Below are 15,909 nucleotides of genomic sequence, written 5' to 3' on the forward strand. Positions count from 1 at the left end.
AGCTCATTGAATAGTTGAAACAAACAATCTTCTTTTTAATGACTATTCATGTCACTCAACGTTGTTACTGCACGTCGATTTTGATTCCAACAGGAAATATCATCACATACTGCTACAGGTCTTTCTTTTCCGTAAGAAATTGTTTGAATCCGTTGTTCAGACACACCTAGAGATACCAAATAGTTTCGCACAGCAACAGCGCGGCGCTGTCCAAGTGCCAAGTTATATTCACGTGTTCCCCTCTCATCAGCATGACCTTCGATCATAATAGAATAATAAGGATAATGAAGCAACCATTCTGCTTGGCGCGTTAAAATACGTTCAGCATCAGCATCAAGTGAAGAAGAATCGAGACCAAAAAACACGCGATCACCCACATTAACCGTAAATTCTTGTCCTGAGCCTGGTGACACCTGGTTCAAACCAGCATCATTCATATAAGCGCCATTCATACCGTTAAGTGCACCGACATTTTTTTTGCCACACCCACCCAGGCATAGTGAGAAAAGAAAGAGGATAGCTAAAGAATGAGAGAGTTTTTTTTTGGTAGAGCGCATAGTCCGTTTCTCCTTGAGTGTCATAAAGAAAGGTAAATTCTTAAAAAGATTTCCAAGAATAACCGTTAATTCCTAATGAAGACGAAATTTTTCTATTTTTTTGGTCATCATTTTTATTTTTGAGTCTCTGCCAAATTTTCTCTCTCCAGCCATTCCTCTAACATTTCCATAAGAAATGTTTTCCTTATACGTCATGGCTTTTTATGCATCATCTTGATCTTGACGATTTTTTTGCAGCGCGTTCAGCTTTGCAAAAACTTTATCAGCATCAAAAGTCTTATGCAGATTGTCTTCACTCTCATTTTCCTCTAGGTCAGCGTTTTCCGTCACAGAAGCGGGAAGCAACGACCTATCTTCTTCTGCAGCAACAGGACGATTTTTCGCTGCACGCTGGAGCTCAAAATCTAAATCGATTTGCGAACACAAACCAAGTCCTACAGGATCAAGAGGAACCAAATTTGCACTATTCCAGTGGGTTCTAAGGCGGATTTGTTCAATTGTCGCTTTTGTTGTCCCAATCAACCGTGCAATTTGTGCATCTTTCAACTCCGGATGGTTCGTGACCAACCATAGGATACCATTGGGACGATCTTGGCGTCGAGAAAGAGGGATATAGCGCGCCCCTTTTCGTTTTTTTTCAGGAATATGCACCCTAGATTGAGAAATTTTCAAGCGTGCGTTTTGATCAGCCTCCACCCGTGCAATTTCACTGCGCGTCAATTGTCCAGAACTAATCGGATCTAAACCTTTAATACCATAAGCCGCATCACCATCAGCAATAGCTTTTACTTCCAAGACATGCAATTTACAAAATTCTGCAATCTGATCAAAAGAAAGAGCTGTATTATCAACCAACCAAACAGCTGTTGCTTTGGGCATCAAAAGTTGCGTTGCCATTTTTATAAATCCTCTTCTGCGCCTCTTCCTATGAGGCCGGTTACCGCCCACTCAAGAGCACTAGAACTTTTTATACGTTAGGTCTCTCCAACCACTCCTAAAACAAAGCGAGGCATGGAATAAACCATTTTGCCATGAGATTACATTCTGTTATAGCGTTATTTTTTCCCAACGACAAGAGATCTCTCTTGTAATGATCCTCAACTAAGGTGTCTTTACCTTTAAGATGAATTTTCTTATAAAGGGTTTATTCGATTATTTCACCTCATGCTGTGGCACATTTATTCTGGTGGGATGCGTATTTTATTGTCTTAAATTCTAAAGAGTATCCAACTAGAAAGAAAGCCCTCAAATAGGAAGGAAAACTATGGCAGGCCATTCACAATTTAAAAATATTATGCACCGTAAAGGGCGTCAAGATGCAATGCGCTCGAAAATATTTTCTAAGCTTGCGCGCGAAATTACCGTAGCAGCAAAACAAGGTGCTCCTGATCCAGCCATGAATCCCCGTTTAAGGCTGGCTGTTCAAAATGCCAAAGCACAATCGATGCCGAAAGATAATATTGAACGCGCGATTAAAAAAGCTTCAGGCACCGATGTCGAAAATTATGATGAAGTACGCTATGAAGGCTATGGACCAGGCGGCGTTGCCGTCATTGTTGAAGCTTTAACTGATAACCGCAACCGCACCGCTTCAAATGTGCGCGCCGCCTTCACAAAATCAGGAGGAGCCCTAGGAGAAACAGGATCGGTCAGTTTCATGTTTAATCGGATTGGTGAAATCATCTATAAGCCAGAAGCAGGAACAGCCGATAACATCATGGATGCAGCGATTGAAGCCGGTGCCGAAGATGTGCAATCAGAAGAAACCGGACATCATATTACCTGCGCATTTGAAGATATTGGTGAAGTTTCCAAAACTCTTGAGGCAAAACTTGGTGAAGCAGAATCGATTAAAACGATTTGGAAAGCCACCACCCTTGCACCAATAGATGAAGAAAAAGCTTTGTCCGTTTTACGGCTGATTTCAACATTAGAAGAAGATGATGATGTACAAAATGTTTATGCCAATTTTGATGTCAGCGATGAGATTTTGGCAAAATTATCTGTATAATTCCCACCATTTGCATAAGCCCTCTCTTCATTCATGAGGGCTTCAAAAGCATCTGTCAGCTCTCCTCTTTATCCGCACATATAAAAACCCCGCGTCAATAGCGGGGACTAACCGTTGGTGCAACAAGAAAACCGCCATTAATTCCAGAAAACATCACCAAAAAATAAAACATAAAAAACTCTTTAGTCTCAGGCCTTTCTTACATACCCCAAAGATTATCCCTATAGCCCCTCTCTATTTGATCTTTTTGTTCTTTAAGATTAACCTCCCCACCCTCAAGTAATGAAGATGATCCGGTCTATAAACAATTCGGATTTTCTTGACGTATTTCTATGACGAATCACCCATGGAATTCACTTGAAACTTACGGCTCAAAAAATACACACTCCCCTAAATATTCGCCACGCACTTAAAAAAATACTTAAATATCTCAAGGAGGTTTATATGCCCTATATCGCCACACCTCAAATGACAGTGTTTTGACAAAAACACAGAATAAAAATAAGCAAATGGAAAGCCAGAGCTGATTGTTTAGCAAAGTATTGTACAAAAAGCCGTTATATTTCTCTAATCCGTTGCGGATAAATTTTTGACTTTATAGTATTAACTTTATGGCGTCGTATGTTTCATAAAATAACGTCATTTATTTTAAAAATCTGTCCTTTTGCTATTACCGATCAGTCAATATTCAGACCTAAAACAACAGCGTACTTAAATAAAACACTTCAGAGAGCAGCAGAAAAACACCCTTGACAAGAGTCCAGACTCTTCGCAAACTAGATCGAAGAGGAAGTCAAAAATATATAGCGACACTTTGAATAAAAAGTTGAAATCTAGAGACCTCAGAATTTTCGACTCTATTTTTTCAAGGTATTGTTTTGAATTTTTTTAAGCATTTTCCCCCAAGGAAATTCCATTATCAATAAACAACCGTAGATAATGGATGAAATCTACATAACTCCCCATGCCCACTATAATCAATTTCTTCTTTTAAATCATTAAAGACAATTGAGATTGTGTAAACTGATATTGTGTAACCTTGAGACTGTATAGACCATATTCCTTCTATGTTCTGTTTTTAAGCATTTTGTTTTACTGTATATTGAGCAAAGGCGACCATGCTGGATCCGAAGCATCATTGGGTGTAGGGAGTTGTCGTTCATTGCGACCCGTAATATCAATCGTATAAATTTTTGGTCCCATACCGGGATTTTTGCGAAAGAACATCAGCACACGACCATTAGGGGCCCAAGTTGGTCCTTCATTGTGAAACCCTGTGGTTAAAATTCGTTCTCCTTGTCCATCAGGGCGCATAACACCAATAGAAAATTGTCCGCTTAATTGTTTTGTAAAGGCGATATAGTCACCCCGTGGTGACCAAATAGGTGTCGAATAACTCCCATCGTTTGAAGAAATACGCTGAATATCACTCCCATCCGCATTCATTTTATAGATTTGCGGCTTTCCACTACGATCTGAGGAAAAGACGATTTGTTTTCCATCCGGTGAATAAGAAGCAGAAGTATCGATAGCAGAAGTTGTAGTAAGTCGCGTCATTGTACGGGTTCGTAAATCCATGGTGTAAAGATTTGCACTGCCATCATTTTGTAACAAACTCATGATGACCTTTTGTCCATCAGAAGAAAAACGCGGAGCAATTGTCATGTTATTAAACGTTCCGATCAACTCTCTTTGTCCCATTTCAATTTGTTGAAGATAAACATGAGGTACTTGATTGTCCTCATAAGCCATATAGGTCATTTCTTGTCTTTTTGGGGAAAACCGCGGTGTAAGCACCAATTCACTTCCATCAGACATATAAATCAAATTTGCGCCATCTTGATCCATCATTGCTAAGCGTTTAATGCGTGCATTTTGGGGGCCTGTTTCATCGATAAAAACAATTCGTGTATCAAAATAACCACTTTCTCCTGTCATCTCACTATAGATCTCATCTGCGATCATATGTGCCACACGCCGCCAACGTTCTGTCGCGGTATAAAAACGCCGTCCTTTCAATTGTCTTTGTCCAAAAACATCCCATAAACGAAAATCGACCCTCAAACGTCCATCGATTTCTCTCATGACTTGCCCCGTAACTAAACCTTGCGCTTTTATTTTCTGCCAAGACGCAAAATGCGGTTGTTTATTAGGATTAGAAATATTTTCAAGAAAATTTTCTTTATTAAGCGGTAAAAAAAGCCCCGACCGCTCAAGATCAGCGGTCACCACAGCAGATATTTTCAACCCAATCGAATCATTGGAAATAAAGTCTGTAATTGCAATGGGAATGGGATTAAAATCAGCGCTCGAAATAGTCCCTTTCAATTGCGCATAGCCCGATGAAATACTTGAAAGCCACAACCCACAAGTGACAATAAACCAAGCTAAAACTTTATGTCTCGTTATAGTCATCATGGAATGTGTCCTTTCGTTAAGCCAATTTATTTTTTCTCATTCATCATCTTATTTCTTGGAGGGGATCAACATTAAAGTCAAAACCTTGCCCCCATAGATCATATTGATCACGTGGGAGATCTGCATAAGGTTGGCATGAAAAGACAGCGGCATACACCTGCCTCATCATAATAGCTTGTTGACTCTCAAGACCACTTACGGGATCAATGATAGGATCGCCCATAACCATCCCTTCACGATCTAAATAAAATCGCAACCGCACAACCGGACGGTTTTTTAAATCGCCACCAAGCGCCACAAGTTTAAGCTTCTGTTGAATACATCCCCCCGCAATATTGACCAATGTTTGTGCCATTTTTGTGGTATCATCAATGTTTTTTCTTGCACCCAAAGCTTCTGGTGTATGAGAACGTTTTGCTCCCCCTCCTTGTGACCGCGCACGATTGAGCAAATTATTTTCCTCCAGTGCTAAAATATCTTCAATGGTCTGTTTCTCTTGGTTTTTCTTGTTAAGCTTTGGCTTCTTTTGATTCAATGCAGCCCCTTTCTTCCTTGGAAATTCTTCGTCAAATTTTGGTTTAAACTGTGGAAGAAAAAATTTTTCTGGAAGTGTAATTTTGGGTGCTTGATGAACAATCTGCTCTGCTGGTACCTTCTGTACCATTGGAGCCAATTCTTTTGGCGATATCATCTCTTCATTTTTGTGCGCAGGCTTGAGCGCATCTTCCGGAGCCTTCAAAGGCATCTCAGGTGCAACCTTAGAGGTATCCTCCGGCGCGCTCAAAGGCATCTCAGGTGCAACCTTGGGAGTATCCTCCGGTGGTGCCTCCAAAGGCATCTCAGGTGCAACCTTGGGAGTATCCTCCGGTGGTGCCTCCAAAGGCATCTCAGGTGCAACCTTAGGAGTATCCTCCGGTGGTGTGCTCAAAGGCATCTCAGGCGCAACCTTGGGAGTATCCTCCGGTGTGCTCAAAGGCATCTCAGGCGCAACCTTAGGAGTATCCTCCGGCGTGCTCAAAGGCATCTCAGGTGCAACCTTGGGAGTATCCTCCGGCGTGCTCAAAGGCATCTCAGGCGCAACCTTAGGAGTATCCTCTGTTTTTGCTTCTAATAATTCTGGTTTTGTAAGTTCGGGTGCAAATGTTTCTGACGTGTTCTTGCTTGGTGGTAGCGATGCTGTTTCAACAGAACGCAGTTTTTCCTTTGGTTGAAAAGGTGCTAGACTATCTATTTGTCCCTCTCCAATATGGCGTGCATCTTCTTTCTCTGGTGGTTGCATAGTTGGTTTAACGGCAGGAATTGCACGGATGGGAGCCTTCACGGATCCTTGTTGAGAGGACAACTCGTCCACTAAAGGAGCAAGAGTGATAGGAATTGCTTCCAATGGTTGTGGTAAAGAGACAGAGCTTGTAAACTGAACGGCTCCCCAACTGAGAAAAATGACATGGACCACAAGGGATAAAGCCAAGCCTCGTTTCATGCTATGATAGGAGTCTTTGTTCATTCTTTATGCCTTATTTATGACTTATATTTTTTCATTTTTAATCACTCTATGCTCTCTTAAAAACATTTTAAAAACAACAGGGTATGCGAAATTTTATCACTTATTATTTATTGTGCTAGACTTGCTAACGCAACTTGAGAAAACCCCGCTTTTTGAATATCTGCCAGCAGTTTTAATACTTGTTGATATTCAACAGTTTTAGCAACCCGCACAAAAACCCGTTGATCTTTTTGTGTAGCATCTTCTTCCAGAAGAGTTTTAAGGTGTGCAATCAGTGCTTGTGACGTTTCATAATAATCTTGATTAATGGCAAAACGCCCTTGCGCGTCAAGTGAAACCGTAAGGGGCGTTTTTTGAGCTCGTACAGGACCCGCTTGACTACGAGGCAAATCTAGAGGAACACCGTTCACTAAAAGGGGAGCAGAGACCATAAAGATAATCAACAAGACCAGCATGACATCCACAAAAGGAGTAACATTGATCTCACTCATCAGTTGGCTTCGTGAATGATGGCGCCTACGTTTATTTTTCCGAGAAGAAGAAGCAACAGAAATTCCCATGGGATAAGCTCCTTTTTATAAAGAGGAAGGTGCTGTGCGTGTTTCATCAATACGCCGCGATACAATTGTTGAAAATTCATCGGCAAAATTTTCTATTTGTGCAATGATGCGCGCACTTTCATGAGTCAACTTGTTATAAGCAATAACGGCTGGAATTGCTGCAAACAAACCAATAGCGGTTGCCAAAAGCGCTTCTGCAATCCCTGGCGCGACAATGGCAAGTGATGTATTTTGAGAAGCTGAAATAGAAAGAAAAGACTCCATAATACCAATAACTGTTCCAAAAAGTCCGATAAAGGGTCCCGCAGATCCCAATGTCGCAAGAAAACTTAATTTTGATTCTATTTTTTCACTTTCACGCCCCAGCGTCAAATCCATAGCCTTATCAATTCTGCTCTGCAAACTTTTCGATGTATGGGTCCCTTTTTCAAGAGATTTTTTCCATTCAACCATTGCCGCCATAAAAACTGCGGATATACTATTGGTGCGTTGACTTTTACATGATGCATAAAGATCTTCTAGCGCTTTGCCTGACCAAAATGTACGTTCAAACTGCTTTATTTCACGCCGTATTCTCCGATACGTAAAAATTTTATCAAAAATAATTGCCCAACTCCAAATGGAAGCGAGCAGCAACCCGATCATAACACCTTTCACGATCCAACTCGCTTGCATAAACAAATGCAACATTCCAATTGTTTCCGGATTCGTTAGTTCACCATGCGGCATAATTTTTGTCCCTCTAAATAAAAGGTGTATTTTTTAAAATTCTATAAAACAGATTATTTTATAGTTTCTAAATTTAAGTAAAAAACTTTAGTCTCACATAAATCCATGCGCTAAAACAAGACTTGTTTTTTAAATTTCCTTAAAAAGTGATGACGAGAGACATCCCTCAACACACACACCCCTCATTTCACAACAGCATTTATGAAAAATATAACGATAAAGCCTTCCCCATAAATGCTATAAAAATAAAAGATATAAAAATGCGTGATATCAAATCTATTATGCACCACCATCTTTACGCTCATGAAAAGAAAGCTAAACCCTCATACACGTTTTAAACTTAAAATGCAGTGATAAGTCTTAGCACTTGAAAACATTCATAAGAGGCATTTTTATTCCTTATCTTAAGTGTTTTTGTCCCCACTCACCAAGCCCGCTTGTGACATGTAAGAAAATGTTTTTTATTAATTGGCAGCAATAGAGCTTGAAAAGAAAAAATCTTACAAGTTTCAGAGTTATCTGAAAATGACAACGCAATAAATTATCATTATAAATAAATATGTTATAATCATGAAAGATTACGCTTTACCTCAGACTATTTTTTCTCTCATTTTGCATCAAATTTAATACGGGGACACCCTCGAACACAAAAAAACGACAATAAACCACCATAAAATGCCTCACAACAATGTGCCTCACCCATGCACCCTAATGTAAGTCCCATAAATCTAGTGTAAGTCTCATATAGTCTCATTGTGTTGTGAATTAATCCCTTTCAATGCCCATCATCTCTCTGACACCATGGCATGGTATAACGTAAAAGCTTCTGTAACATGAAAAAAGCCTTTTCACATCTTTACTTCATGAAAACAGGCTTCTTCGTTCTCTTTTCTCACTTGCGATATTTGATCGTTATTGCATTGAGAATGATCTATAAAAAATATTTTTACAATTTTTCAATGATTTATATTGCTCATCTTATGATATGTAAGCAAATGATTTTAATTGTTTCAACATGTACAGATTTGAAATGAAAGTATTTTACTCTCATTACTCTATTGGAATTTGTGCCCGTGAGAAGTGATAATTTACCTTTCTGAGTCGATCTATCATATAAAATAATATGCTTTTAAAACTTTAAATCAAAAATGCATTTCTGCTTTGTATACATTGACCTCTCACTCATTCACTGCGTTTAGAAGCACAGATAAAGCCATGTATTATGGATGAAAATGGATCGGACATGCGCTCTTGTGATGCCAAATGACAATCCAGTAAAAAACAAATCAAATTGCTTAAAACACCCTTTAAGTGTTTTGAGAAAATTTTTGACCTAATAGCTTATTATCACTTTATTGCAACATTGCAATATTTTGCTGGGTATGTGCATTTTTATAAAAATAAATCTTAATCCATTTTTTATTTCTTTTTTTGTTTTGTCCTTTTCTGCTGTTTTCCTATGCCAACGAACCTTTCTTCAAAAGAAAGAAAAGTATTTTCAGTTTATAGCAGAAAATGGATAATAAGACATTGATTTTGAATCATAACATAGATGAAGCGTGTTTAATTTTGTGGGATATCATCTTCAATTTATTGTAGCTACTGTAGTAGAGGCGCTTTCTTTTGATGTATCGCGTGACCTTGTTGGAAAACATTTAGGCTATGATAAATGTATGTCTTAGATTATAGATTACTTTATATCCCCTGATCTCTCCTAAAGCTGCTCGTTCAATGAATAACACTTTTAACCAAGCATTTTTGCAAAAAGTTCTTTGGGTAAACGTCGCGGTTTTGCCTCCTCATTAATCAGAGCAATTTCAACTTTGGCTGTTACCAACGTGGTCGCCTCATGCAAAATAGATTGCTCCATAAAAAAGCGTGCCCCTTGGATATGAGTAACACGTGTTTTAACAACTAAAAGATTATCAATTTTAGCTGGTCTTGAAAAATTAATTTCCATATGACGCACAACAAAAAACAGTTTTTCCCCCTCAACCCCTGCTGCTAACATCTTATTATTAAAACCGGTATCCCGTAAAAACTCTGAACGTCCTCGTTCAAAAAACTCAAGATAACGCGCATGATAAACCACACCGGAAAAATCTGTATCCGCAACATAAACGCGGACCTGAAAATTATGAAAAGCATTTGTATGATTGCTCTTAAAAGGAGTTATTTCTGTCATTGGCTTCATGTCCCATAAAATCATCTAATATAGCAAATTGTTTATCAATCAAAAGATTGAACACATTTTTGTGTTGAAGTTGTGAAAAGCAAAAGCCCCCTTAATCGTGCAAGACCTTTTTGGTCAGAATATGCTAAAAGAAGCACGTCTCTTGTATTTTATGACCTTACTATAAAATATTCACATAGTTTCTTTTAATTAAAGAGAATGTCTTAGTCATCTTCCCCATCCCATAAAGACGTCTGAAGTGATGAATTGTCTTGAGCATCAGAAAGTTGAGAACGCCTTTGTATAGACGTTGTAGAGACAGGAGCAGAAAGCCCTAAATGGCTCCAAGCCTTTTCAGTTAGAATGCGTCCACGAGCGGTTCTTTGAATAAAACCTTGTTGGAGCAAATACGGTTCAACAATATCTTCAATGGCATCGCGTGGTTCTGATAAAGCAGCAGCAATTGTTTCAATCCCCACCGGTCCCCCTAAAAAAGTTTCCGCAATCAGGAGCAAGTAGCGGCGATCAAGCGGATCAAGCCCAAGATGATCGACCTCAAGGCGCGAAAGCGCTTCATCGGCGATTTTTTGGTCAATTTGTTTTGCCTGTTTAACCAAAGCAAAATCACAAACACGCCGTAAAAGCCGCCCAGCAATACGAGGAGTCCCCCGTGCTCGGCGTGCAATTTCATGAGCACCATCATCACTGATCTTGACGGCAAAAAGCCGTGCATTACGCTGCACAATATATTCCAATTCTTCTATCGTATAAAAATTGAGACGAATTGGGATGCCAAAACGGTCTCTCAGCGGTGTGGTCAAAAGCCCCAAACGTGTAGTTGCCGCTACCAAAGTAAATTTAGCCAGATCAATTTTCACCGAGCGTGCGGCCGGCCCCTCCCCAATGATCAAATCAAGTTGATAATCTTCCATGGCTGGATAAAGAATTTCCTCAATCGCCGGATTTAAGCGATGAATTTCATCAATAAACAAGACATCACGTTCTTCGAGATTGGTCAAGAGAGCGGCTAAATCTCCTGCTTTAGCGATGACCGGTCCTGAAGTAGAGCGAAAATTAACGCCTAATTCTTTTGCCATAATCTGTGAAAGCGTTGTTTTTCCCAGTCCCGGTGGTCCTACAAACAAAACATGATCCAGCGCTTCTTGCCGCGTTTTTGCTGCTTCAATAAATATTTTTAAATTAGCCCGTGCCGCTTCTTGACCAATAAAATCATCGAGAACTTGTGGTCTTAAGGAACGATCTGGATCGTTAGGAAGGGGTGCGGAACCCAGAAGGCGTTTATCTTCATCTTTATGCATTGTTACCTTGATTTTAAGTAGGAGAAGAAAGCAATTTGAGACTATGGCGGATCAGCAGAGCAGAAGAAACAGTTTCCCCCTCAAGAGCGTTCATCGCAAGAGCAAGAGCACGGGATGCTTGCTCCCGTTCAAACCCTAGCTTCATCAACGCAGAAAGCGCATCATGCGCAGGTTGATTGGTCATCTCACGCTGAGGAACCGAAACAGTCTTGAGCGCTTGTTCAAAGGGGAGTGTTTTACTTTTCAACTCACCCACAATTCTTTCACTGACTTTTTTACCAACGCCCGGCGCTCGACTAATCATCGCAACATCGTTTAAGGCAATAGCCTGTGCGAGTTCATCTGGTGATAAAGTACCCAAGATTGCCAAAGCAACCTTTGCCCCTACTCCAGGAACATTTTGTAGAAGACAAAACCACTCCTGTTCAGCTCTTGTAGCAAAGCCAAAAAGGCGGATTGCTTCTTCACGAACATGCGTTTCAATAAAAAGGCTTAACGCCTCCCCAACAGAGGGTAAAGAAGGACGCAGCCGATTTGAAACAAAAACAACATAACCCACACCGTGAACATCAAGAAGGATATGATCATCAAAGATATGTTCAAGGGTGCCCTTTAATTTGCCAATCATGCTTCCACCCCAATCATACCGCCATCCTTGCCTGATAAGATCGGCCAATACTCTTACGGTGCATACTATGACAAAGAGCAAGAGCAAGAGCATCAGCCGCATCACTGCTATCAAATTCAGCCCGTGGGAGGAAAACTTTTACCATCATATGGATTTGTTCTTTAGCCCCATGTCCAACACCAATAACCGATTTTTTCACTTTGTTGGGCGCATATTCAAAAACAGGAAGATTGGCTTGCGCAGGAACCAGCAATGCAATTGCACGCGCTTGCCCAAGTTTTAAAGTTGCTGTAGCATCTTTGTTGACAAACACATGTTCTACAGCGGCTTCATGGGGCATAAATTGATGCACAACCTCTGAAAGACCTTTGTGGATCTGACATAATCTGGAAGCCAGCTCACACTTTACATCAGAAGAAACCGTCCCTGCTGCAATAAACTGAAGACGATTACCCGCAACATCGATAACGCCCCACCCTGTACGCCGTAATCCGGGATCAATGCCTATAATACGAATCGTCTCTGCCATAAACTACAGTCTATACACTTTTCCCCCCTGTGAATAAAGATGTGAATAAAGACAAGACCACAAAGAAAACAGTCGCACAAGACAAAACCAGTAAAAAGATGATCATGCCCCCCAATTATAACACACAACGAACAGCATCTTTATGAAACATACTTTATGAAGCCTAACTGAAATCAATCAAAACCATTCACACATCACAAGCAAGCACCCTATCAAACACCTTATAAAACATAAAAATTCCCTTTCTGTATCATGTCCAATGCCATAACAGTTAAACATCGCAAGCGAGCAAATAGAGAGTGCTGGATTGTACATTCATTAAGTGTAAAGAGACTATGCAATAGATAGTATACACTTTACGGAAACTTTTTACGTTATAGCATGACGCTACCATAATAAATCAATACATTGATTTATAGAGATAATTCATTATTTTGTATGTTGAATAAGAATCCCGAATATCGTAAGATTTTCTCATTACAAACCTCTTTATATTGAATCAATCAAAATTTTTTATCTGCACATCACACGTGGGATTTCCGTGTGAAGTGAACCTGTGCAAGAAAGAACTAAAATGCCTCTAATGAACCGTCTCAAGAGCCAAGGGCTGTCGCAACATTGAGGACTGGCAAATATTTTGCAAGCGTAAAGATGAGGGAGCTCAATGGATGTAAACAAGAACTGAGAGGTATTTTTGAATATGCCCATTACACCACAATGACATTGCATAGAGAGGGACATTATGCATGGGGGCACAAAGAACCCCCGAGGCATTCATTATAGAGCACTTTATTTTGGATGTTTTATTTTACGCGAAGAAAATAACTTCCATTCAAAACAAGAGAAGCCCAAAAACTGACACAATGTGTATCATCCTCATTAACACACGCTTTACAGCAACTTTATAGGCATAAATTATAGAGCATAAATAAATTGATGTACAAGCCCCAGCTCTATCTAGCGCCTGATTATTATCATAGCCAAAACAAAATCACAGGATATATCAACAGAAAGTGTTCCAGCTGCAATCAACCAAAGCCGATTTCCCACAAGACCAACCATACCCACATCTCATGCCATAATTCGCAATCAATACCTATACACCCCCTCCCTCTACCCCCCTCTCAGCTATAAGCTCAAGATATTTCCTACGCTCAAATAGAAATTAGGCAGAAAAAAGCACTCTAGATTAGTTTTAGTTGTGAAATTTCGGTTGTAAAAAATGGGTATACTGCTCTAAATATCGCCAGAAAGAAGCAAGGAGCTATTCTTCTCAGAACGCCCAAAAGCTGTTTTCAGTAATTCGATTTGTTTTCCCACTGGATTATCAGCGCTTAAACTACAACCGCCCCTTATTTACCAGAGTGCTTAAACTACAGCCGCATATCTAAACGAAAAAATGCACGCTCTTAAAAGCAATGAATGAGAAACAAATTGGCGAAAAACTTCTGGCAATTCATGCCAATAAAAGGGAAAAGTTCCAATGTCGGTGTATGAAGTGATACTTTTACAATTTCTTTTTTTATTTGTTCTGATGACATTTCCCCTTCGTGCAAAGCAAGGAAATACCTCTAAGAACGCCCAAAGGCTGTTTTGAGCAATTCGATTTGTTTTCCTACTGGATTATCATCTTCTAAGGCACAGGAGGCTGCAGTTTCCCAACCAGCACGCATATACTGTATGCGCGCTTCTAAACGCAATGAATGAGAAACAAATTGGCGAAAAATTTCTGGCAATTCATGCCAATGAGGGGTTTCAAGTTCCAATGTCGGTGTATGAAGTGATACTTTTACAATTTCTTTTTTTATTTGTTCTGATGACATTTCCCCTTCACGCTCTGCGCGAAGAAGAAGGAGTTGAGAAGCGATTTGCATAAGTCGTGTACTTAAATACATAGCTTCTTTCGCATAGATTGCAGAAACTTCTGCCGAAAGGGAACGTGCTACTAATTTCCCTTCTGAATCAATATACGCTGCGGTTTTTTCAATCAGCGCCATTGTTTCTTCATAGAGACGATTAAAAGCATTTTCAAAAGCATTATGCTCAATCATGATAATAGGTTCATCATATGGACGTTTATGTACACTCACGCTTTTATACTCCAAGTATCAGCACAAAATTATACCACTCAACGAACAGAGTATTAAAAAGTTTCTTTTGTTGCTGTGTAGAACGCTTTTTTTAAAACTGCTACCTCTTTTAATTTTTTTGCGCAACGCGCTTTTTATACTAAGGTTAACGCACCCAACAAACACTATAGGAGCGTTTTTCTTATAAACGGATCAGTTTCCTTGAAAAGGACCACTGCCAAGATCGCCGTTTTTCACAATAATAGGCGACTCCAAATTGCAGAGCAATACCCGTTATTATTAAGAGGGTATCGGAAAAAAACGTTTCTGTCATCACTGTTTTTATAATTTGTCCAAACATCGCAAAAATGGTTCCCGTTACAAAGACCGGTAAACTATGTTTTCCTAAGATTGCTAAAGGATGTTTCTGAGAGACATAAAACCATTTATTGATGCTTGGCAAAGAAAGAATGAAAAAGGCTAATGCAAGAACATGGAGTAAACGTGGCAAGCTTAAAAAGGTTTTATTAAAGTTCAACAATGGGGAAGACCAGCCAAGCCACCCCAAAATGCCCCACCAGTTTAAGCGAACCCATAACAGTGCCAACAAGAGATACGCTGCCGCACAAACAATCCAAAAAGACTGAAAAGCGATTTTTTTTCCTTGTTTAAGCGCTAAAGTACTGGTCAATCCTATGACAAATAAGAATTGCCAAGACAAAGGGTTTAAAAACCACTTTCCTTCTAAAGGATAAGAAGGAGGAGCAATTTTATAAAATCCGCAGATAAGATACAGCGTAAACGAGCCCAAAAGAAGCCATTTTGTCTGTTTACAACTCAAATAAAGGATAAAAGGCGCAAAAAACATCAAAACGATATAAAGTGGAAGAATATTATTATATCCCAATTGATGCCCAAAACTTAAGGTACTCAAAAATGCGATACCAGGCTCTTTAAAAAAGAGTCCCACATTGTTCATCGATAAAAGTTTCTCTGTTCGCCATAATAAAAAGGCAGCAAAAAAAAGGCTTAACGTAACAAAAGTAGTAAAAAGATATGCGCCATAGAGCTGCAAAGCTCTGTACCACAGTTTTCGGATGATAAAAGCAAAGGATTTTTGCTGTAACCGTCCATGAAAGCTTAATCCAAGCGCAATCCCTGAAAGCAAAACAAACACTTCTGCACAATCAGAAAAACCGAAATTTCTATGGGTAAAAGACTCATAGATCGTTCTGGGAATATGGTTGATGAAAATCGTCAATAAAGCTAAAGAACGAAAAACATCAATACGTGTATCACGGCGAAAAGGCTGAGTATTATGCTCACGAATACCTTGGTATTTCATCAGTGGACTCCCACACGCCAAAAACCCCTTGAAGTCCCATAAAAATGGTGCTTACCCTTATTGCCAA

Annotated in this window: 14 protein-coding genes and 1 pseudogene; 2 read left to right on the plus strand and 13 right to left on the minus strand. The window is 39.6% G+C overall.

Annotated elements, in window-relative coordinates; translation table 11 throughout:
• Nucleotides 1-35 precede the first annotated feature (35 nt).
• Nucleotides 36-557, minus strand: a complete 522-nt coding sequence (pal, locus tag ACFIKH_RS00165) for a peptidoglycan-associated lipoprotein Pal (RefSeq protein WP_375626541.1) — start codon at nucleotides 555-557, stop codon at nucleotides 36-38.
• 201 nt (nucleotides 558-758) lie between these two features.
• The gene (locus tag ACFIKH_RS00170; RefSeq protein WP_375625266.1) at nucleotides 759-1,454 is read right to left on the minus strand and encodes a DUF1013 domain-containing protein; all 696 of its coding nucleotides are present in this window, start codon (nucleotides 1,452-1,454) and stop codon (nucleotides 759-761) included.
• 367 nt (nucleotides 1,455-1,821) lie between these two features.
• Between ACFIKH_RS00170 and ACFIKH_RS00175 the strand changes: the two genes are divergently transcribed.
• Complete coding sequence (locus ACFIKH_RS00175) at nucleotides 1,822-2,568, plus strand: YebC/PmpR family DNA-binding transcriptional regulator (RefSeq protein ID WP_005774608.1); 747 nt, start codon at nucleotides 1,822-1,824, stop codon at nucleotides 2,566-2,568.
• A gap of 1,092 nt (nucleotides 2,569-3,660) precedes the next feature.
• Here ACFIKH_RS00175 and tolB read toward each other — a convergent pair.
• From tolB to tolQ, 4 genes are all read right to left on the minus strand, one after another.
• Nucleotides 3,661-4,986 carry a Tol-Pal system beta propeller repeat protein TolB gene (gene tolB / locus ACFIKH_RS00180; RefSeq protein WP_375626543.1) on the minus strand — a complete coding sequence of 442 codons (1,326 nt, stop codon included), beginning with the start codon at nucleotides 4,984-4,986 and terminating at the stop codon, nucleotides 3,661-3,663.
• A 43-nt stretch (nucleotides 4,987-5,029) separates the two neighbouring features.
• The gene (locus ACFIKH_RS00185; RefSeq protein ID WP_375670674.1) at nucleotides 5,030-6,490 is read right to left on the minus strand and encodes a cell envelope biogenesis protein TolA; all 1,461 of its coding nucleotides are present in this window, start codon (nucleotides 6,488-6,490) and stop codon (nucleotides 5,030-5,032) included.
• A 107-nt stretch (nucleotides 6,491-6,597) separates the two neighbouring features.
• Nucleotides 6,598-7,050, minus strand: a complete 453-nt coding sequence (gene tolR / locus ACFIKH_RS00190) for a protein TolR (protein WP_375625263.1) — start codon at nucleotides 7,048-7,050, stop codon at nucleotides 6,598-6,600.
• 15 nt (nucleotides 7,051-7,065) lie between these two features.
• Nucleotides 7,066-7,779: a protein TolQ gene (tolQ, locus tag ACFIKH_RS00195; RefSeq protein ID WP_375606538.1), complete on the minus strand. Its 714-nt coding sequence runs from the start codon at nucleotides 7,777-7,779 to the stop codon at nucleotides 7,066-7,068.
• Nucleotides 7,780-9,338: 1,559 nt separating this feature from the next.
• On the opposite strand from tolQ, the gene ACFIKH_RS00200 reads away from it, so the two are divergent.
• On the plus strand, nucleotides 9,339-9,461 hold the full coding sequence (locus ACFIKH_RS00200) for a hypothetical protein (protein WP_375648418.1): 123 nt from the start codon (nucleotides 9,339-9,341) through the stop codon (nucleotides 9,459-9,461).
• A gap of 62 nt (nucleotides 9,462-9,523) precedes the next feature.
• Here ACFIKH_RS00200 and ybgC read toward each other — a convergent pair whose 3' ends face one another.
• From ybgC to ACFIKH_RS00235, 7 genes and pseudogenes are all read right to left on the minus strand, one after another.
• A complete protein-coding gene (ybgC, locus tag ACFIKH_RS00205) occupies nucleotides 9,524-9,964 on the minus strand; it encodes a tol-pal system-associated acyl-CoA thioesterase (RefSeq protein ID WP_375635534.1) in 441 nt (146 codons plus the stop codon).
• A gap of 212 nt (nucleotides 9,965-10,176) precedes the next feature.
• Nucleotides 10,177-11,271 (minus strand): Holliday junction branch migration DNA helicase RuvB, encoded by a 1,095-nt coding sequence (ruvB, locus tag ACFIKH_RS00210; protein ID WP_375648417.1) that lies wholly within the window; start codon nucleotides 11,269-11,271, stop codon nucleotides 10,177-10,179.
• A gap of 13 nt (nucleotides 11,272-11,284) precedes the next feature.
• Entirely contained in the window at nucleotides 11,285-11,899 is a 615-nt protein-coding gene (gene ruvA / locus ACFIKH_RS00215; RefSeq protein ID WP_375670676.1) for a Holliday junction branch migration protein RuvA, read from the minus strand.
• A 13-nt stretch (nucleotides 11,900-11,912) separates the two neighbouring features.
• Nucleotides 11,913-12,428: a crossover junction endodeoxyribonuclease RuvC gene (gene ruvC / locus ACFIKH_RS00220; RefSeq protein WP_375670678.1), complete on the minus strand. Its 516-nt coding sequence runs from the start codon at nucleotides 12,426-12,428 to the stop codon at nucleotides 11,913-11,915.
• A 1,236-nt stretch (nucleotides 12,429-13,664) separates the two neighbouring features.
• Nucleotides 13,665-13,987 (minus strand): annotated as a pseudogene (locus tag ACFIKH_RS00225) (DUF1465 family protein); the annotation flags it as partial.
• A 12-nt stretch (nucleotides 13,988-13,999) separates the two neighbouring features.
• Nucleotides 14,000-14,518, minus strand: a complete 519-nt coding sequence (locus ACFIKH_RS00230) for a DUF1465 family protein (RefSeq protein ID WP_015856950.1) — start codon at nucleotides 14,516-14,518, stop codon at nucleotides 14,000-14,002.
• A 181-nt stretch (nucleotides 14,519-14,699) separates the two neighbouring features.
• Nucleotides 14,700-15,842, minus strand: coding sequence for an OpgC family protein (locus ACFIKH_RS00235; protein WP_375670680.1), 1,143 nt, complete (start codon nucleotides 15,840-15,842; stop codon nucleotides 14,700-14,702).
• Between the last annotated feature and the right edge of the window lie 67 nt (nucleotides 15,843-15,909).

Source organism: Bartonella sp. SD1336NMGDW (assembly GCF_042193565.1).
Taxonomy (GTDB): domain Bacteria; phylum Pseudomonadota; class Alphaproteobacteria; order Rhizobiales; family Rhizobiaceae; genus Bartonella; species Bartonella grahamii.

Coding starts and splice junctions, on each gene's coding strand:
- pal (WP_375626541.1), bottom strand. CDS start 557: ATGCGCTCTACCAAAAAAAAACTCTCTCATTCTTTAGCTATCCTCTTT.
- ACFIKH_RS00170 (WP_375625266.1), bottom strand. CDS start 1,454: ATGGCAACGCAACTTTTGATGCCCAAAGCAACAGCTGTTTGGTTGGTT.
- ACFIKH_RS00175 (WP_005774608.1), top strand. CDS start 1,822: ATGGCAGGCCATTCACAATTTAAAAATATTATGCACCGTAAAGGGCGT.
- tolB (WP_375626543.1), bottom strand. CDS start 4,986: ATGATGACTATAACGAGACATAAAGTTTTAGCTTGGTTTATTGTCACT.
- ACFIKH_RS00185 (WP_375670674.1), bottom strand. CDS start 6,490: ATGAACAAAGACTCCTATCATAGCATGAAACGAGGCTTGGCTTTATCC.
- tolR (WP_375625263.1), bottom strand. CDS start 7,050: ATGGGAATTTCTGTTGCTTCTTCTTCTCGGAAAAATAAACGTAGGCGC.
- tolQ (WP_375606538.1), bottom strand. CDS start 7,779: ATGCCGCATGGTGAACTAACGAATCCGGAAACAATTGGAATGTTGCAT.
- ybgC (WP_375635534.1), bottom strand. CDS start 9,964: ATGACAGAAATAACTCCTTTTAAGAGCAATCATACAAATGCTTTTCAT.
- ruvB (WP_375648417.1), bottom strand. CDS start 11,271: ATGCATAAAGATGAAGATAAACGCCTTCTGGGTTCCGCACCCCTTCCT.
- ruvA (WP_375670676.1), bottom strand. CDS start 11,899: ATGATTGGCAAATTAAAGGGCACCCTTGAACATATCTTTGATGATCAT.
- ruvC (WP_375670678.1), bottom strand. CDS start 12,428: ATGGCAGAGACGATTCGTATTATAGGCATTGATCCCGGATTACGGCGT.
- ACFIKH_RS00235 (WP_375670680.1), bottom strand. CDS start 15,842: ATGAAATACCAAGGTATTCGTGAGCATAATACTCAGCCTTTTCGCCGT.